We start from the raw sequence: 17,246 nt of genomic DNA, 5'->3' as shown, positions 1-17,246 counted from the left end.
TCCGGCAACGTCTGCTTCAGAAGCGCACGACCAGCAGCAATGCGATGATCAATGCGATCAGCGCCGCCGTGACGATCAGCCACCAGACTTCGCCCCGCGGGCCGGCCGCATCTTCCGGCAGGGCTTTCCGGGCAACCGGTTCGGCAAGCACGATCTCCGGTTCCGGCTGCATGCCGGGCGCATCGATGACAAAACGGTGCATGCCCAGGCCAAGCTGGTCGCCGGGCGCCAATGGCAGCGGACGCTTCAGCGAACACCCGTTGAGGTACAACGGATAGCGCGAGGACACCTGACTGCCGGTATCCAGCACCAGTTGCCCATCGTCACGCCAGCTGATGCGCATGGAACCGGTCTCGCCCTGCGGCAGCTCCAGCGGCACTGTCCCGTCGGGTCCGAGCTCGAGTCGTTCGCGCAACGGCCAGACACGGCCCGACAGCGGGCCGGCCACGGCACGCAATGCCACGGTGCAGCGCTGGCGCTGGGCGATTGCCGGCAATTTGCGTACGGCGGGATCCTCATCGGCGCACAGCTGCATGCGGCAGGTGCCAATGCTCAGGATGTCGCCGACACGGAGCAGTGCCCGCTCACGGACCGGGCGTGCGTTCACGTAGATGCGACCGGCCGGCGGCAGGACACGCAGCACGAGACCGCGAGAATCCTGCTCGATGCACAGGTGATGCGGGCTGGCCTGATCCGCAGCCAGTATCAGGTCGTTGTCCGGGGCGCTGCCGATGCGCAACCGCGCCTGCGTCCACGAAAAGCTCTCTCGGGCGGAATGGGTGAACTCGATGCGCATGGATGGGCCGCTTTCTGATCCCGGCACTCTAGCAGACGCCCGGCATCTTGCAGCCGGGTCTCCCGTATCATGTGGCCCCCGCCTTCAGGACTCCCACATGCCCAGCATCGACATCCGCCGCCCCCACACCCTTCCGCTGGCCGACGCGCGTGCGGTCGTAGAAAAAGTGGCCGAACGCATGCGCGAGAAATTCGGCATGCAAAGCCACTGGGAGGGCGACACCCTCGCGTTCTCCCGCCCTGGCGTGAAGGGAGGCATCAGCGTATCGCCCGACCAGGTCAGGGTAAGCGCTGAGCTGGGCCTGATGCTGGCGCCGCTGAAAGGCATGGTCGAGCAGGAAATCCAGCGCAAGCTGGACGAACACTTCCGCTGAAACGAGCGGACTGATGAATCTTTAACCATTCGTCGGGTCGTGGCATAATTGCCCGCTTACGCAGCCACGACGGCTGCCCGCAGCCCCTGGGAACACATGGCCAAAGACGACGTCATCGAAATGGAAGGCACGGTCCTCGAGACCTTGCCCAACACCATGTTCCGCGTGCAACTGGAAAACGGTCACGTGGTGATCGCCCATATTTCCGGCCGCATGCGCAAGCATTACATCCGCATCCTGACTGGCGACAAGGTCAAGATCGAGATGACGCCGTACGACCTGACCAAGGGCCGCATCACCTACCGCATGAAGTAATCGCGGGACTCGATTCAAGCAAAAGGGCCGCGCTGTGCGCGGCCCTTTTGCTTTGCCCGATGCAGGTGCCAGCTGGGCACTGCCAGCCGGCACCCTCTCGCTTACTCGACGACCGCCGGCACCTTTTCGGCGGCTTCGGTGACCACCTGCAGTTCGCCATCCTTTACGCCCAGCGCCACCTTGCCGCCGTCGGCAAGCTTGCCGAACAGCAGCTCGTCGGCCAGCGCGCGCTTCACCTTTTCCTGAATGACACGAGCCATCGGCCGCGCACCCATCTGCGGGTCGAAACCGTGCTCGGCCAGCCAGCGGCGCGCATCGGCGTCGACATCGAGAGCGACATGCTTCTCGGCCAGCTGGGCTTCCAGCTCGATCAGGAACTTGTCCACCACACGCAGGATGTGCTCGAAATCCAGCGCATTGAACTGGATGACCGCATCCAGCCGGTTGCGGAATTCCGGCGTAAACGTGCGACGGATCACTTCCATCGCATCGGTCACGTGGCTCTGGGCGACAAAGCCGATACTGCGCCGCGACGCATGCGCCGCACCGGCATTGGTGGTCATCACCAGCACCACGTTCTTGAAATTCGCCTCGCGGCCGTTGGTGTCCGTCAGCACACCATGGTCCATCACCTGCAGCAGGATGTTGAACACGTCCGGATGCGCCTTCTCGATCTCGTCGAGCAGCAGCACGGCGTGCGGATGCTTGGTCACCGCCTCGGTAAGCAGGCCACCCTGGTCGAAGCCGACGTAGCCGGGAGGCGCACCTACCAGGCGCGATACCGAGTGCGCTTCCATGTACTCGGACATGTCGAAGCGGATCATCTCGATACCGAGCTGCATCGCCAGCTGCTTGGTGACCTCGGTCTTGCCCACACCGGTGGGACCGGCCAGCAGGAAACTGCCGATCGGCTTGGACGGATCGGCCAGACCCGAACGGGCCATCTTGATCGACGCGGCAAGCGCCTCGATCGCCGCGTCCTGGCCAAACACCACCATCTTCAGGTTGCGCTCGAGATTCTTCAGGACATCGCGGTCGGAGGCCGAGACCTGCTTGGCCGGAATCCGCGCCATCTTCGCGACGATGTATTCCACCTCGGCCACGTCGACCGTGCCGGTGCGCTGGTCCTCCGGCAGCAGACGCTGGCGTGCGCCCGCCTCGTCGATCACGTCGATGGCCTTGTCCGGCAGCAGGCGATCCGGGATGTGCTTGACCGACAGATCGACCGCGGCCTTCAGCGCCTCGTTGGTATAGGTGACGTTGTGGTGTTCCTCGAAGCGGCTGCGCAGCCCCTTGAGTATCTCGATGCTTTCGGCCACGGAGGGCTCGACCACATCGATCTTCTGGAAGCGACGGGCCAGCGCGCGGTCCTTCTCGAAGATGCCGCGGAACTCCTGGAAGGTGGTGGAACCGATGCAGCGCAACTCGCCCGAGGCCAGCATCGGCTTGATCAGGTTCGAGGCATCCATGGTTCCGCCCGACGCCGAACCGGCACCGATGATGGTGTGGATCTCGTCGATGAAAAGGATCGACCCCGGCTGCTTCTTGAGCTGGCCGATCACCGCCTTCAGGCGCTTTTCGAAGTCGCCGCGGTACTTGGTCCCGGCCACCAGTGCGCCCAGGTCCAGCGCCCAGATCGTGGCATTCTCCAGCACTTCCGGCACTTCACCGTCCACGATGCGCTTGGCCAGACCTTCGGCCAGGGCCGTCTTGCCCACGCCGGCCTCGCCCACGTACAGCGGGTTGTTCTTGCGCCGGCGGCACAGCACCTGGATGGTGCGCTCGATCTCGTCCTGGCGACCGATCAGCGGGTCGATCCGGCCTTCCAGCGCCAACTCGTTGAGGTTGTTGGCGTATTCGCTGAGCGGGTTGCCCTTGCCTTCGCCGCCCTCTTCGCCTTCGCGTTCGGCGGCACCCGGTGCACCGACTGCCGGCTCGTCGCCGATCTTGGCGATGCCGTGGGAAATGTAGTTGACCACGTCCAGCCGGGTGATCTCCTGCTGGTGCAGGAAGTACACCGCATGCGAATCCTTTTCGCCGAAGATCGCCACCAGCACGTTGGCGCCGGTGACCTCCTTCCGCCCCGAGGACTGCACGTGGTAGACCGCCCGCTGCAGCACGCGCTGGAAACCCAACGTGGGCTGGGTGTCGCGCTCGTCGCCGTGGGGCAGCACCGGCACCGTCTCGGCAATGATCTTTTCCAGGTCGGCCGACAGGCGCGACAGATCGACACCGCAGGCCCGCAGGGCACTGAGCGCCGACTGATTTTCGGTGAGCGCCAGCAGCAGGTGCTCCACCGTCATGAATTCATGGCGTTGCTCACGGGCCTGCTTGTAGCAATGGCCGATGGTGACTTCGAGATCCTTGCTGAACATCCGGACCTTCTCCGCTTGGGTAGCTGTGCGGTACTGCCGCGATTGCTACGAAATGGGGGCGCTCAGAGCTTTTCCATAGTGCACAACAAAGGGTGCTGATGAGCGCGTGAATATTCGTTCACCTGGGTCACTTTGGTCTCCGCCACCTCGCGGGTGAAGACGCCGCACACACCCTTACCACGAGTATGCACATGAAGCATCACCTGCACCGCACGTTCCTGGTCAAGCCCGAAAAAACTGCGCAGTACTTCGACCACGAAGTCCATCGGGGTGAAATCATCGTTCAGCAGCACCACTTGGAACAACGGCGGCCGCATCACCTCGGGGCGCGAGGTTTCCACGGCCAGACCGTGACCGTTGCCATGCTCGTGTTCGGGTTCGTGCGCCATATCGTCTCTGGGGAAGGTTTCGATGCCGATTATACGCCGCGGCAACACCATTCCAGCCGAGGCACGCGCCCCTAGGTAATGGCACAATACACACTTTTCCAGTCCCGTCTGCTCCGCATCGTGCCATCCCCACCCCCCAACGAGCGCTGGCGCCCGCATGTCACCGTGGCGACGATCGTCACCGACGGCGCGCGTTATCTGATGGTGGAAGAAGAGGTGAACGGCCGCCTTGCCTACAACCAGCCTGCCGGTCACCTGGACGATGGCGAAAGCCTGGTCGCCGCCGCCGCCCGGGAAACACTGGAAGAAACCGGCTGGACCGTCGAGATAACGACCCTGGTGGGCGTGCATCAGTGGCGCAGCACCGAGCACGGCGAGGCTGTCATGCGTTTCAGTTTCGCGGCGCGCGCACTGAGCCACGAGCCGGCGCGCCCGCTCGACGACGGCATCCGGCAAGCGCTCTGGCTCACCCGGGACGAGATCGAGGCACTGGGCGACCGTCTGCGCAGCCCGCTGGTGCTGCTCAGCATCGATGCCTGGCTGGCCGGTTCGCGGCTGCCGCTGGACACGCTCCGATGGATCCCTGGCCCGGATACACCATGAAAGTGATGCTGGGCATTTCCGGCGGCGTCGACTCCTCGGTCGCCGCCCTGCTGTTGCAGCAGCGTGGCTACCAGGTCGAAGGCCTGTTCATGCAGAACTGGGAAGAGGACGACCGCTACGGCCCCTGTACTGCCGATGCCGATCGCAAGGATGCCCTGGCCGTATGCGGACAACTCGGCATCCCGTTCCATGCGCGCAACTTCGCTGCGGCCTACTGGGATGGCGTGTTCGCACATTTCCTCGACGAATACCGTGCAGGTCGCACGCCCAACCCGGACGTGCTCTGCAATCGCGAGATCAAGTTCAAGACCTTTCTCGACGAGGCCCGCTCGCTCGGCGCCGAAAAGATCGCCACCGGTCACTACGCCCGCGTCGACTGTCGTGATGGCATGTATCGTCTGCTGCGCGCGGTGGACGTCTCGAAGGACCAGACCTATTTCCTGCATGCACTGGGCCAGTCGCAGTTGGCGGCCACCCTGTTCCCGGTCGGCGAGATCGAGAAATCGCAGGTGCGCGGCATGGCGCGCGAGGCCGGTTTGCCGACGCATGCCAAGAAGGACTCCACCGGCATCTGCTTCATCGGCGAGCGGGACTTCCGCGGGTTTCTGAGCCAGTACATTCCGGCTCGCCCCGGCGAGATGCGCAGGCCGGACGGCGTCCTGGTCGGCGAGCATCAGGGCGCCATGTATTACACCCTGGGCCAACGCAACGGCCTGGGCATCGGCGGACGTCAGGATGCCAGCGGCGAGCCCTGGTACGTGGTAGGCAAGGATGTCGCCAGCAACGTGCTGTACGTGGCCCAGGGCAACGCGAATCACTGGCTGGACTCGCACCACCTGCGCAGCGAGACACCGACCTGGGTTGCCGGCAAGCCGCCGGCCGCATCATTCCGCTGCACGGCCAAGACCCGTTACCGCCAGGCCGACCAGGACTGCGAAGTCACGGTGCATGCCGATCGCCTGGAGATCCATTTCGACACGGCGCAACGCGCGGTGACGCCCGGGCAGTCGGTCGTGCTTTACGACGGCGAGACCTGTCTCGGCGGCGCCGTGATCGCTGCCACCGATGCGGCCTTCGGCGGCCTGCCACCTCCCTTGAAACACTCCCCCTTGAAACAAGAGCGAAACGACGGTGTTTGATGCCTTTGCCATGACCGAGGAGCGGGTACTCGCTCTCGCCGGCCTGTTCCAGGCCACCGCCCTGGCCCAGCAGCTGGCCAACGAGGGCCGCTGCGATGAACAGGCGCTGGAAGCCAGCTTGCAGAGTGTGTTCCGCATCGACGCACCATCCGTGGTCGGGGTCTACGGCAATGTCGGCAATGTCCGACTGGGCCTGCGCACCCTGATCGCGCAGCTCGACGAGAACAGCCGCGACATGGCCGTGACACGCATGGCCGTCACCGTGCTCAGACTGGAACGCAGCCTGTCGTCGCGCCACGGCCTGCTGGACCAACTGCAGCAGGGCATCGTCACGGCACAACGCCAGGTCGACCATTTCGGGCTGGGCTCGCCCCAGGTCATCGGTCGACTCGCCGAGCTTTATGCCTCGACCCTGTCCACGCTACGGCCACGGGTGATGGTGACGGGCAACCCGCAGTTGCTGCAGCAAAGCGCCATCGTCGAGCGGGTGCGCGCCAGCCTGCTGGCCGGCGTCCGCTCGGCCGTGCTCTGGCAGCAGATCGGAGGCCGCCAGTGGCAGCTGCTGTTGCATCGCAAGCGCTGCAGCATGCTGGCACGCGGCCTGCTGACCGGCGCCACCCTCGACAATCGCTGACGTTGTCTTTCAGCCAGGCAGCTTGCGCAAGCCGGTCAGACGCCCTGCGAGGGTCACCAGCAGGTCGCCGAAGGCCGACAGATCGCGCCGCCATGGCATCGCCTCGCGCCAGTAGAGATCGATCTCGCGCCCCTGCATCTGTCCTTTCAGGCGGGACAGGACTACATCCGGGATCGAAGCCAGCCGGTCATGAGCAAGCGCCGGCACCAGGGCATATCCGCCCCTCAGAACCACCAGCGCGGCCAGACTTTCCAGGCTGACGTCCTGCACGTGGCCGTGTTCGGCACCCTCACCGGGCAGCCCTTCGGCATGGCTTTCGGACATCAGGGTGGCGTCACCACTGTCGAGCTGCTCCGGCGCCACCGTGCGCCGCCCGGACAGCGGGTGATCGGCGCGCAGCATGACCTCCCACGGCTCGAAGAACAGCGGCCGCACCACGATCCCGCTGGGCGTCGGCGACGGCGGCGCCAGCACGGCATCCAGCTCGCCTTCGTGCAACCGCCGCAACAGACCCTTCGGCTTGCCTTCGGACAGGCTCAGCCGCGCCCCCGGAAAATGCTGTGGGAACGGGGCGATCAGGTGCGGCAGCAGGTAAGGCCCCAGCGAAGCCGGCACGCCCAGCCGCAGCTCGCCACCGAACGCCACGGCACCTGCGCGTGCGGCCTGCTGCAGGTGCTCGGCCGCCTCCAGCACCGCGTCGATCCGCTGCAGCAGATGCCGGCCGCCAGCCGTGGGCACGACCCTGCGGCCGCCTCGTTCGAACAGCGGCGCACCCAGCGCCTGCTCCACTTTCTGCACCTGGTGCGACAGCCCCGACGGACTGATATGCATGGCCCGCGCCGCACTGTTGAAGCTGCCGTGACGGTGCACCGCCTGCACCAACGCGAGGTCGCGCAGCGAGACGGCCGCCAGGTTCAACGAAATCATCGAATGCTGCATGTCATCAAAAGCGTTTGTGCGCGAGGGCCAGGGGTTTCATCCTAGGCGGCGACCCACCGCACGTCACCGCGATGACGCAGTCTAGCTGCCCCGGACGTCCACGTCGCCGAAGCATGGCCGGGCCGGATCGTGGCCCGATACTTAACGGCGGCGCTGCGTTTGCGCGATAATTGCGGTCTTTTCAGGTCCGACACGGCGGCAACGTGTCGCCACCGCCCCCCATTCCCAGCCGCAGGATCCAGCCAGGAGTTTTCCATGAAAGATTCATTCTCGGTACGCGACTCGTTCGAGGCCAATGGCACGAAGTACACCTTCGCCAGCCTGGCCAAGCTGGGCGAGCGTTTCGACATCAAGCGCCTGCCCTACTCGATGAAGATCCTGCTGGAGAACCTGCTCCGCCACGAGGACGGCGTGAACGTCACCTCGAAGGAAATCGAGGCGGTGGCCCAGTGGGACGCGAAGAAGGAGCCGGACACCGAGATCGCCTTCATGCCGGCCCGCGTCGTGCTGCAGGACTTCACCGGCGTGCCCTGCGTGGTCGACCTGGCCGCGATGCGCGACGCCGTGGTCAAGCTCGGCGGCGAAGCCACCCAGATCAACCCGCTGGCGCCCGCCGAACTGGTCATCGACCACTCGGTGCAGGTCGACGTGTTCGGCTCGGAAAACGCGCTGGAAAAGAACGTCGAAATCGAATTCCACCGCAACCAGGAGCGTTACAGCTTCCTGCGCTGGGGCCAGAAGGCGTTCAACAACTTCAAGGTCGTGCCGCCGCGTACCGGCATCGTGCACCAGGTGAACCTGGAGCACCTGGCGCGCGTAGTGTTCACCAAGGATGAGGACGGCACGCGCTGGGCCTACCCGGACACCGTGTTCGGCACCGACTCGCACACCACCATGATCAACGGCATCGGCGTGCTGGGCTGGGGTGTGGGCGGTATCGAGGCCGAGGCCGCCATGCTGGGCCAGCCTTCGTCGATGCTGATTCCGCAGGTGGTCGGCTTCAAGCTCACCGGCAAGCTGCCCGAGGGCGTCACCGCCACCGACCTGGTGCTGACCGTCACCCAGATGCTGCGCAAGCTGGGCGTGGTAGGCAAGTTCGTCGAATTCTTCGGCCCCGGCCTGAAGCACCTCGCGCTGGCCGACCGTGCCACCATCGCCAACATGGCCCCCGAGTACGGCGCCACCTGCGGCATCTTCCCGGTCGACCAGGAAGCGTTGAACTACCTGCACCTGTCGGGCCGCAGCGACGAGCAGATCGCGCTGGTCGAGGCCTATGCCAGGGCACAGGGCATGTGGCACGACGAAAACGCCGTCGAGCCGACCTTCACCACCACACTGGAACTCGACCTGGCCGACGTGAAGCCCTCGCTGGCCGGCCCGAAGCGCCCGCAGGACCGCGTGCTGCTCGAAGGCGTGCAGAAGAGCTTCCATGACGTGGTTGGCGGCCTGACCGCCAACCGCAAGGCCAGCGGCAACGGTTCGGCCCCGGTCAGCCGGGACGGCCAGGACTTCGACCTGAAGGACGGCTCCGTGGTGATCGCCGCAATCACCTCCTGCACCAACACCTCCAATCCGGCGGTAATGCTGGGTGCCGGCCTGGTCGCGAAGAAGGCCGCCGCTAAGGGCCTGAAGGCCAAGCCCTGGGTGAAGACCTCGATCGGGCCGGGCTCCAAGGTGGTCACCGACTACCTCGAGCAGACCGGCCTGCTGAAGGAACTCGAGAAGGTCGGCTTCTACATCGTCGGCTACGGCTGCACCACCTGCATCGGCAATTCCGGCCCGCTGCCCGCCGAGATCAGCAAGGGCATCGGCGAAGGCGATCTGGCCGTGGCCTCGGTGCTGTCCGGCAACCGCAACTTCGAAGGCCGCGTGCATCCGGAAGTGAAGATGAACTACCTGGCCTCGCCGCCGCTGGTGGTCGCCTACGCGCTGGCCGGCACGCTCGACATCGACCTGACCAAGGAGCCGATCGGCCAGGATGCAGACGGCAAGGACGTGTTCCTCAAGGACATCTGGCCGACCAACAAGGAAATTTCCGACACCATCGCCGGCGCGATCAACCCGGCCATGTTCGAGCAGAGCTACGCGGACGTGTTCAAGGGCGACAGCCGCTGGAACCAGATCGCCTCGCCCGATGGCGCGGTCTACCAGTGGGACGACTCGACCTACATCAAGAACCCGCCCTACTTCGACGGCATGACGATGGAACTGGGTCGCGTCGAGGACGTCCACGGCGCCCGCGCCCTGGGCCTGTTCGGCGACTCGATCACCACCGACCACATCTCGCCGGCCGGCTCGATCAAGAAGGACAGCCCGGCGGGCCGCTTCCTGATCGCCAAGGGCGTCGACCCGAAGGACTTCAACTCCTATGGTTCGCGCCGCGGCAACGACGACGTGATGGTGCGCGGCACCTTCGCCAACATCCGCATCAAGAACCTGATGCTGGACGGTGTCGAGGGCGGCTACACCCTGCACGTGCCGTCGGGCGAGCAGATGGCCATCTATGACGCCGCGATGAAGTACAAGGAAGAGAAGACGCCGCTGATCGTGCTGGCCGGCAAGGAATACGGCACCGGCTCGTCGCGCGACTGGGCAGCCAAGGGCACCCTGCTGCTGGGCGTGAAGGCGGTGATCGCGGAGAGCTTCGAGCGCATCCACCGTTCCAACCTGGTCGGCATGGGCGTGCTGCCGTGCACCTTCCAGAACGGCGAGAACGCACAGTCGCTGGGCCTCACCGGCAAGGAAACCTTCGACATCACCGGTCTGGAAGACGGCAATGCGAAGGAGGCGACGGTGGTCGCCACCGCTGCCGACGGCAGCAGCAAGACCTTCAAGGTCAACGTGATGCTGCTGACGCCGAAGGAACGCGAGTTCTTCCGTCACGGCGGTATCCTGCAGTACGTGCTGCGTCAGCTGGCCAGCAAGAAGGCCGCCTGACCGGAGCGACGGCGAGCCTAGCTCGCAACCAAGCCGCCCCGCATGCCGGGGCGGCTTTTTTTGTGCCTTTCGTCAGCCCCATATCCCGCCATTCGTACGCCGCACTGCGGCTTGCCGCTATACGCCGGCGTATGCTCCAATGCGGCGATGCATCGACAAGACGCTTCATTCTTCGCACACAGGGAACACAATGAGCAACGAACGTCCGTGGCTGGATCACTATCCGGATGGCGTACCCGCAGAGATCGACATCAATGCCTACGCCTCGGTCGTCGCGGTCCTCGATGAAGCCTTCGGACGTTTCGGTGAACGGCCCGCATTCCACAGCTTCGGCAAAGAGCTCAGCTACGCCGAAGTCGATGCGATGAGCCGCCAGTTCGCCGGCTACCTGACTGGCGAGCTCAAGCTCACCAAGGGCGATCGCATCGCGATCATGATGCCCAACGTCCTGCAGTACCCGATCGCCCTGTTCGGCGCCCTGCGCGCGGGCCTGGTCGTGGTCAACACCAACCCGATGTACACCGCCCGCGAGCTGCGCCACCAACTGCGGGATGCAGGCGCCAAGGCCATCGTGGTGCTGGACAACTTCGCGCACACGCTTCAGCAGGTCATCGCGGAAACAGACGTGGCCCATGTGGTCACGACCGGCATCGGCGACCTGCTCGGCTTCGCCAAGGGTGCGCTGATCAACTTCGCGCTCAAGCACGTCAAGAAGATGGTGCCCGCCTACGACCTCCCGCAGGCGGTGCGCTTCCGCGATGCGCTGGCACAGGGCTCCGCACACTCCATGCCCAAAGTCGAGCTGGGCCACGACGACCTGGCCTTCCTGCAGTACACCGGCGGCACCACCGGCGTGGCCAAGGGCGCGATGCTCAGCCACGGCAACATGGTCGCCAACATGCTGCAGGCCGGCTCCTGGATCGGCACGAACGCAAAGGAAGGCGAGGAAGTCATCATCACCGCCTTGCCGCTGTACCACATCTTCTCGCTGACCGCGAACGGCCTGGTCTTCATGCGCCTGGGCGGACTGAACTGGCTGATCACCAACCCCCGCGACATGCCGGCCTTTGTCGAGGAACTGAAGAAGTCCCACTTCACTGCGCTGACCGGTGTCAATACCCTGTTCAACGGCCTGCTGAACACGCCCGGATTCGCCGAACTGGACTTCTCGCGCCTGCACTTGACCCTGGGCGGCGGCATGGCCGTGCAGCGTGCCGTGGCCGAGCGCTGGAAGCAGGTCACCGGATGCACCCTGGTGGAAGCCTACGGCCTCACGGAAACCTCGCCCGCCGCCTGCATCAACCCGCTGGACCTCAAGGCCTACAGCGGTTCGATCGGCCTGCCCATCCCGTCGACCGATGCCGCGATCTGGTCCGAGGACAACAAGCCGCTGCCGATGGGCGAGGTCGGCGAGTTGATGATCCACGGCCCGCAGGTCATGAAGGGTTACTGGCAGCGCCCCGAGGAAACCGCCAAGGTGCTCGACGACAGCGGCTGGCTACATACCGGCGACGTGGCCAGGATGGACGCCAACGGCTACTTCTATATCGTCGACCGCAAGAAGGACATGATTCTGGTGTCCGGCTTCAACGTCTACCCGAATGAGGTCGAAGACGTGGTGATGCAGCACCCCGGGGTACTGGAAGTCGCCGCTGTCGGCGCGCCTGACGAGCATTCCGGCGAAGTCGTGAAACTGTTCGTGGTGCGCAAGGACGCCAGCCTCACAGCAGAGGCGCTCAAGCAGTACTGCCACGACAACCTGACCGGCTACAAGCGCCCCAGGATCATCGAGTTCCGCGACACCCTGCCCAAGAGCAATGTCGGCAAGATTCTCCGCCGCGAATTGCGCGACGAAACGAAGGTTTCGGCCAGCGCCTGAACCATGCCGCACAGCCCATAAGCAAACGCCCGCGGATGCGGGCGTTTGCTTATGGGCGAACCCGGGGAAATCACTCGTCCTGCCACATCTCCAGAATGTCGGCATAGCCGCCCAGCAGATTCCAAAGCGGCACCTGCTTGTCCTCGGGAATCCGTGTATAGGCAAAGCCGATGTGATGCGTGGAAACCCGCGCGACCTCGGCTTCCAGATGGATATGCAGATCGTTGCCGAAAATCATGTCGAGCACCCAGCTCTGCCCCGGCTTGCCGTTCCAGCCCAACGGGCGACGCAGGAGCACACCCGTCGCCGATATATCCACCAGCTCGGTCGGATGCGACTCGTTGCCGTGACTCATCAAAACTGTTGTCTGAATGCGCATGCGCGCAGGCCGCAGCTGCTCCGTACTGGAACGACCCTTGGCATCGTCATCGATCATGCTCGTACCCTCAATTCCACCCGTACCGCAGTCCGATGCGGCACTCCTGGTATTTTCCCGGCTCGGCGGGCCTTGGCAAGAGTCAATGCAACTCAGGCCGACCACGCGCGTCACCGACACCCTGAGCGCTTCGTATATATATATCAGCGCTTGCAAGCACCGATATGCAAAGGGTGTGCCACGTCACAGAAAGCCGTATCCGACAGACTTTCAGGCACCTGCGGCCGTCATTCGCCTGTAACCGACCTTTCTGGGCACATGCTGCCGCAGTCCGATCGATCGACCTGGCATCATCCACCAATCTTGGTGCATCCGCCCTGTTTGGATAGCGGCGCAGCTGAAGCTCACCCCAATTTGCGATGCGTCCTGCTGGACTTGCCGACAAACAGCCGTTACCCTTCGTTTTCAGGTGGACTTGCGAGCCGCTCCTGCCCGACAAACGCCGGCAGTCGCCGCACCCACCGATTCCGTACCGACCGCTTGAACCGCTCGCGACGTGTAGGCGTGGCGAAGCCTTGTGCTCGTACCGTGGACTGCCAACCCGGACCGGACAAAGGCAAATTGCGGCAGACCGCCCGATCGAAGCCGTAATCAACGCCTTCATCCTGCTGCTCCGCCGTAACTCCGTCTTTGCGCATGGAACGCAATCAGGCACGGCCTTGCAGGCGGAATCGAAGACCTTTGAAAGTCCCGACCGACCAGGGGGAAGGTTCCGGGTGTGTTGAACGCACTGCCTGCCGCACCGTGCGGCCCGACGACATGCATCGATGAGCACTGAGCCAGAGTCTCAGCTGGTAGAAAAACCGCAAGGTGTTTTCGCACCTGTCCCTCAGCAGCAGGAAATGCCGCTGGCGGTCGTGCGTGGCGAACCCGTCTTGCAGATGCCGCAGGATCTGTACATTCCGCCGGATGCGCTGGAAGTCATCCTGGAGGCATTCGAGGGACCGCTGGATCTGCTGCTTTATCTGATCCGCCGACAGAATCTGGACATTCTGGATATTCCGATTGCCGAAATAACCCGGCAATACATGGAATATATCGACATGATGCGGGACGTGATGCGGCTGGAGCTTGCGGCGGAATACCTGCTGATGGCCGCGATTCTGGGCGAGATCAAGTCGCGCCTGCTCCTGCCCAGGCCGCCGGTGGAAGATGGCCAAGAGGATGACCCCCGCGCCGAACTGGTACGACGGCTGCAGGAATATGAGCGTTTCAAGAAGGCCGCCGAGGACATCGATGCCCTGCCCCGGCTGGAACGCGACACGGTCGCCGTGCAGGCGGACACCGGCGAGCGCAACGTGGTCAAGCTGCCGCCACCACTGGACCTGAAAGAAATGCTGCTGGCGCTGAAGGACGTGATGCGCCGCGCGGAACTGTTCGGCCACCATGCGATCAAGCGCGAAGCACTCAGCGTGCGCCAGCGCATGGGCGAACTGCTGAGCCGGCTGGACAACAGCCATTTCAGTCGCTTCGAGACATTGTTCGACGTGACCGAAGGACGCCTCGGCGTAGTGGTCACCTTTCTCGCCATGCTGGAGCTGGCCAAGGAAATGCTGGTGGAGATCGTGCAGGAAGAGCCATTGGCACCGATCTACGTCCGGGCAAGGGCCGAAACCCGCGAAGACGCGCTTGAAGGCGCAGACGACATGCCGGCAGCGGCCGGCGAATAGCCCATTCACACCGAGTATCCGCATCCACGACAGGCCATGCAGATCGAGCAACTCAAACCGATTATCGAAGCGGCGTTGCTGGCGGCCAGCCAGCCGCTGACGCTGGCCCAGCTCGGCGACCTTTTCAACGAAGAGGACGCCGTGGCGCGCGATGACATCGCACGAGCGCTCGAGCAGTTGGCCCAGGCATGCGAAGGCCGCGGCGTCGAACTCAGGGAGGTCGCTTCCGGTTTCCGCTACCAGGTCAGGCAAGACCTGCAGCCGTGGATATCGCGCATGTGGACCGAGCGCCCGAGTCGCTACTCGCGTGCCCTGCTGGAAACCCTGGCGCTGATCGCCTACCGCCAGCCGATCACCCGCCCGGAAATCGAGCAGATCCGCGGCGTGGTCGTGTCGTCCAACATCATCAAGACGCTGGAAGAGCGCGAATGGATACGCGTGGTCGGCCACCGCGACGTACCCGGCAGACCGGCACTGTTCGGCACTACGCGCATTTTCCTGGACTACTTCAATTTGAAATCGCTGGACGAGCTGCCGCCCCTGTCGGAAATCCGCGACATGGAAGACCCCCAGCTCAGCCTGGAACAGCCGCCCCTGCCTGCGCGTGTCATCAAGGACCTGCCCATCGATCCCGATGCGGACGAATCAGACACCACCGATACTGCCGATAGCGAAACGGCACCGGACGCGACCAGCCCATCGGCCCCCCATGCTGACCAGGCCAGTGCAGACGACCTGCAGGCTCTGCTGCAAGCCGACACCGATAACCAACCGACCAACGCCCCCGTCACCGCCAGCCAGGTCGACACCGGGCCGATTGAAACAAGCAACGACGCCGAAGCCGCCAGCGAACTGGCCCCAGCCGACGTCCATCCATCCGTCCCCCCCACTGCCGCCGAGGCAGCGGATCGCGCGGAAGCCGGAAACGGCACCGCCGAGCAAGATACCGAGGAGCAACGCGCATGACTGCGCCGCAGAAATCCGTCCTGACACTCAAGCGCTCCGTGCGCAACGAAGAAACCGCCCCCCTGGAAGAACGTCTGCACAAGGTGCTGGCCAATGCCGGACTGGGCTCCCGCCGTATGCTCGAACAGCGTATCCAGGCTGGCGAGGTCGAACTCAACGGTACGCCCGCCGGCATCGGCGCAAGCGTCCATGCCGGCGACCGCGTGGTCGTGGACGGCAAGCAGTTCGTGGTCGCCACCGACAGCCGGGACAGCGCCGAGGTGCTGATCTACCATAAGCCCGAAGGCGTGATGACCACCCGTGACGATCCGGAAGGCCGTCCCACCGTGTTCGAACAGCTGCCGCGCCTCAAGGGCGCGCGCTGGGTCGCCGTGGGCCGACTGGACATCAACACGACCGGCCTGCTTCTGCTGACCACCGACGGTGAACTGGCCAACGCCCTGATGCATCCCAAGAGCGGTCTGGAGCGCGAATACCTGTGCCGTGTGCACGGCGAAGTGCCCGACGAGGTGATCGAGAAGCTCAAGGCCGGCGTAGAGCTGGAAGATGGTCCGGCCCGTTTCGACGAGATCGCCGTGATCAGCCGCGGCGGCAGCCACAGCTGGTTCCGTGTCGTGATCCGCGAAGGTCGCAACCGCGAAGTCCGTCGCCTGTGGGACTCGCAGGGCTATCTGGTCAGCCGGCTCAAGCGCATCCGTTACGGCAACATCGAACTGCCGCGCATGCTGCGCCGGGGCGACTGCGAATCGCTGGGCGAAGATGCCGTGAAGCAGTTGCGCCAGGTCAGCGGCCTTGGCCCGGCGCAGCCCGTGCTCACGCTGAGCCCGGTGCTGCACCAGCGCCGCGCGAACCGCAATGTCACCGAATACCGTCCGGGCGACCAGGCACCAGCGGCATGGAGCGGCGCCTATCACGACGAAGCGCGTGAACTGCGTGCATTCGACCGGATTCGGGAAGAACCCGCACGCGGCCGCCAGAAGCAGCGCCGCCCGGGCAAGGAAGTCAACGGCAACATCGCCCGCCCCGAGCGCGCGCCGGGCAACGGCAAGCGCAAGAACAAGCGTGGCGTGGCACCGGGCCAGGAACTGCCTTCCGTGCGCACCTGGTTCGCCGGCGACAGCCGTGAGGGCAATCGTGGCGGCAGCGGCGACAAGCCGTTCGGCAAGCGCGGCGCCGGCGCCGGCGGCGGCTTTGGCGGCAACCGTGCCAACAGCAACAACAAGCGTCCCGGCCAGAATACGGCCGGCCGCCCCGCCGGCAAGCGCCCGCAGAAACAGGGCAGCGGACGGCCGCACGGCGGCGGCGGCGGGCGTGGCGGCAACCGTTCGGGTAACCGCTGATACAGCGGTGCCTGACGCGATGATCCGCATCTACCACAACAACCGCTGCTCCAAGTCCCGGGCAGCCTTGTCCCTGCTCGAGCAGCATGGCGCATCGTTCGAGGTGATCCACTACCTCGACACACCGCTTGATGCCGGGCAGATCCGCAAACTGCTCGATCTGCTGAACATCGACGCGCGATCGTTGCTGCGTACCGGCGAAGAGGCCTACAAGACGCTGGGACTCGGTGATCCGGCTGTCGACGACGATGCACTGATCGCGGCCATGGTGACGCATCCGAAGCTGATCCAGCGCCCGATCGTCTGTGCGAACGGACGTGCCGTCATTGGACGACCGCCCGAGGCGATCCTCGCCATCCTCTGACTGCCGGCGCAATGCGCGAGGCATCCATCGCCCCGCGTATCTGTATCGGGTATCAAGCAAAAGGGCCACCGCGAGGTGGCCCTTTTGCTTT

General features: G+C 64.6%; 16 protein-coding genes. 11 read left to right on the top strand and 5 right to left on the bottom strand.

Translation table 11 applies throughout. The features are described 5' to 3' along the window. Positions 1 to 16: 16 nt before the first annotated feature. Positions 17 to 796 carry an FHA domain-containing protein gene (locus RA164_RS06625; RefSeq protein WP_329743166.1) on the bottom strand — a complete coding sequence of 260 codons (780 nt, stop codon included), beginning with the start codon at positions 794 to 796 and terminating at the stop codon, positions 17 to 19. A 97-nt stretch (positions 797 to 893) separates the two neighbouring features. On the opposite strand from RA164_RS06625, the gene RA164_RS06620 reads away from it, so the two are divergent. Beyond that, entirely contained in the window at positions 894 to 1,169 is a 276-nt protein-coding gene (locus RA164_RS06620) for a polyhydroxyalkanoic acid system family protein (protein ID WP_329743165.1), read from the top strand. Between the two features lie 96 nt (positions 1,170 to 1,265). Next, positions 1,266 to 1,484 carry a translation initiation factor IF-1 gene (gene infA, locus RA164_RS06615; protein WP_008209748.1) on the top strand — a complete coding sequence of 73 codons (219 nt, stop codon included), beginning with the start codon at positions 1,266 to 1,268 and terminating at the stop codon, positions 1,482 to 1,484. A 101-nt stretch (positions 1,485 to 1,585) separates the two neighbouring features. On the opposite strand, the gene clpA is transcribed toward infA, so the two are convergent. Then, on the bottom strand, positions 1,586 to 3,859 hold the full coding sequence (gene clpA, locus RA164_RS06610) for an ATP-dependent Clp protease ATP-binding subunit ClpA (RefSeq protein ID WP_329743164.1): 2,274 nt from the start codon (positions 3,857 to 3,859) through the stop codon (positions 1,586 to 1,588). A 62-nt stretch (positions 3,860 to 3,921) separates the two neighbouring features. After that, the gene (gene clpS / locus RA164_RS06605; protein ID WP_329743163.1) at positions 3,922 to 4,248 is read right to left on the bottom strand and encodes an ATP-dependent Clp protease adapter ClpS; all 327 of its coding nucleotides are present in this window, start codon (positions 4,246 to 4,248) and stop codon (positions 3,922 to 3,924) included. Positions 4,249 to 4,449: 201 nt separating this feature from the next. Here clpS and RA164_RS06600 point away from each other — a divergent pair, with 201 nt between their 5' ends. Genes RA164_RS06600 through hflD form a run of 3 tightly spaced genes read left to right on the top strand, consistent with a single transcriptional unit; the run spans position 4,450 to position 6,624 of the window. Further along, on the top strand, positions 4,450 to 4,851 hold the full coding sequence (locus tag RA164_RS06600; protein WP_412731090.1) for an NUDIX hydrolase: 402 nt from the start codon (positions 4,450 to 4,452) through the stop codon (positions 4,849 to 4,851). Next, complete coding sequence (gene mnmA / locus RA164_RS06595; RefSeq protein WP_329743161.1) at positions 4,848 to 5,990, top strand: tRNA 2-thiouridine(34) synthase MnmA; 1,143 nt, start codon at positions 4,848 to 4,850, stop codon at positions 5,988 to 5,990. The genes RA164_RS06600 and mnmA overlap by 4 nt, the downstream gene beginning before the upstream one ends. A gap of 10 nt (positions 5,991 to 6,000) precedes the next feature. After that, on the top strand, positions 6,001 to 6,624 hold the full coding sequence (gene hflD / locus RA164_RS06590) for a high frequency lysogenization protein HflD (protein ID WP_329743498.1): 624 nt from the start codon (positions 6,001 to 6,003) through the stop codon (positions 6,622 to 6,624). A 9-nt stretch (positions 6,625 to 6,633) separates the two neighbouring features. Here hflD and RA164_RS06585 read toward each other — a convergent pair whose 3' ends face one another. Then, positions 6,634 to 7,563, bottom strand: a complete 930-nt coding sequence (locus RA164_RS06585) for a LysR family transcriptional regulator (protein WP_329743160.1) — start codon at positions 7,561 to 7,563, stop codon at positions 6,634 to 6,636. A gap of 255 nt (positions 7,564 to 7,818) precedes the next feature. On the opposite strand from RA164_RS06585, the gene acnA reads away from it, so the two are divergent. Then, complete coding sequence (gene acnA, locus RA164_RS06580; RefSeq protein WP_329743159.1) at positions 7,819 to 10,500, top strand: aconitate hydratase AcnA; 2,682 nt, start codon at positions 7,819 to 7,821, stop codon at positions 10,498 to 10,500. Positions 10,501 to 10,690: 190 nt separating this feature from the next. Beyond that, complete coding sequence (locus RA164_RS06575; RefSeq protein WP_329743158.1) at positions 10,691 to 12,379, top strand: AMP-binding protein; 1,689 nt, start codon at positions 10,691 to 10,693, stop codon at positions 12,377 to 12,379. 70 nt (positions 12,380 to 12,449) lie between these two features. Here RA164_RS06575 and RA164_RS06570 read toward each other — a convergent pair whose 3' ends face one another. Further along, entirely contained in the window at positions 12,450 to 12,815 is a 366-nt protein-coding gene (locus RA164_RS06570; protein WP_329743157.1) for a PilZ domain-containing protein, read from the bottom strand. Between the two features lie 767 nt (positions 12,816 to 13,582). Between RA164_RS06570 and RA164_RS06565 the strand changes: the two genes are divergently transcribed. Genes RA164_RS06565 through arsC form a run of 4 tightly spaced genes read left to right on the top strand, consistent with a single transcriptional unit; the run spans position 13,583 to position 17,155 of the window. Then, the gene (locus tag RA164_RS06565) at positions 13,583 to 14,485 is read left to right on the top strand and encodes a segregation and condensation protein A (protein WP_412731072.1); all 903 of its coding nucleotides are present in this window, start codon (positions 13,583 to 13,585) and stop codon (positions 14,483 to 14,485) included. Positions 14,486 to 14,521: 36 nt separating this feature from the next. Next, positions 14,522 to 15,451, top strand: coding sequence for an SMC-Scp complex subunit ScpB (gene scpB, locus RA164_RS06560; RefSeq protein ID WP_329743155.1), 930 nt, complete (start codon positions 14,522 to 14,524; stop codon positions 15,449 to 15,451). Continuing rightward, positions 15,448 to 16,791 carry a pseudouridine synthase gene (locus RA164_RS06555; RefSeq protein ID WP_329743154.1) on the top strand — a complete coding sequence of 448 codons (1,344 nt, stop codon included), beginning with the start codon at positions 15,448 to 15,450 and terminating at the stop codon, positions 16,789 to 16,791. The genes scpB and RA164_RS06555 overlap by 4 nt, the downstream gene beginning before the upstream one ends. Before the next feature lie 19 nt (positions 16,792 to 16,810). Beyond that, a complete protein-coding gene (arsC, locus tag RA164_RS06550; RefSeq protein ID WP_329743153.1) occupies positions 16,811 to 17,155 on the top strand; it encodes an arsenate reductase (glutaredoxin) in 345 nt (114 codons plus the stop codon). Positions 17,156 to 17,246: the final 91 nt, after the last annotated feature.

The sequence above is a fragment of the Dyella sp. A6 genome, assembly GCF_036320485.1.
Taxonomy (GTDB): Bacteria; Pseudomonadota; Gammaproteobacteria; order Xanthomonadales; family Rhodanobacteraceae; genus Rhodanobacter_A; species Rhodanobacter_A aluminiiresistens.
The sequence above is the reverse complement of the archived record's forward strand: the minus strand, read 5'-3'. Positions and strand labels throughout refer to the sequence as shown.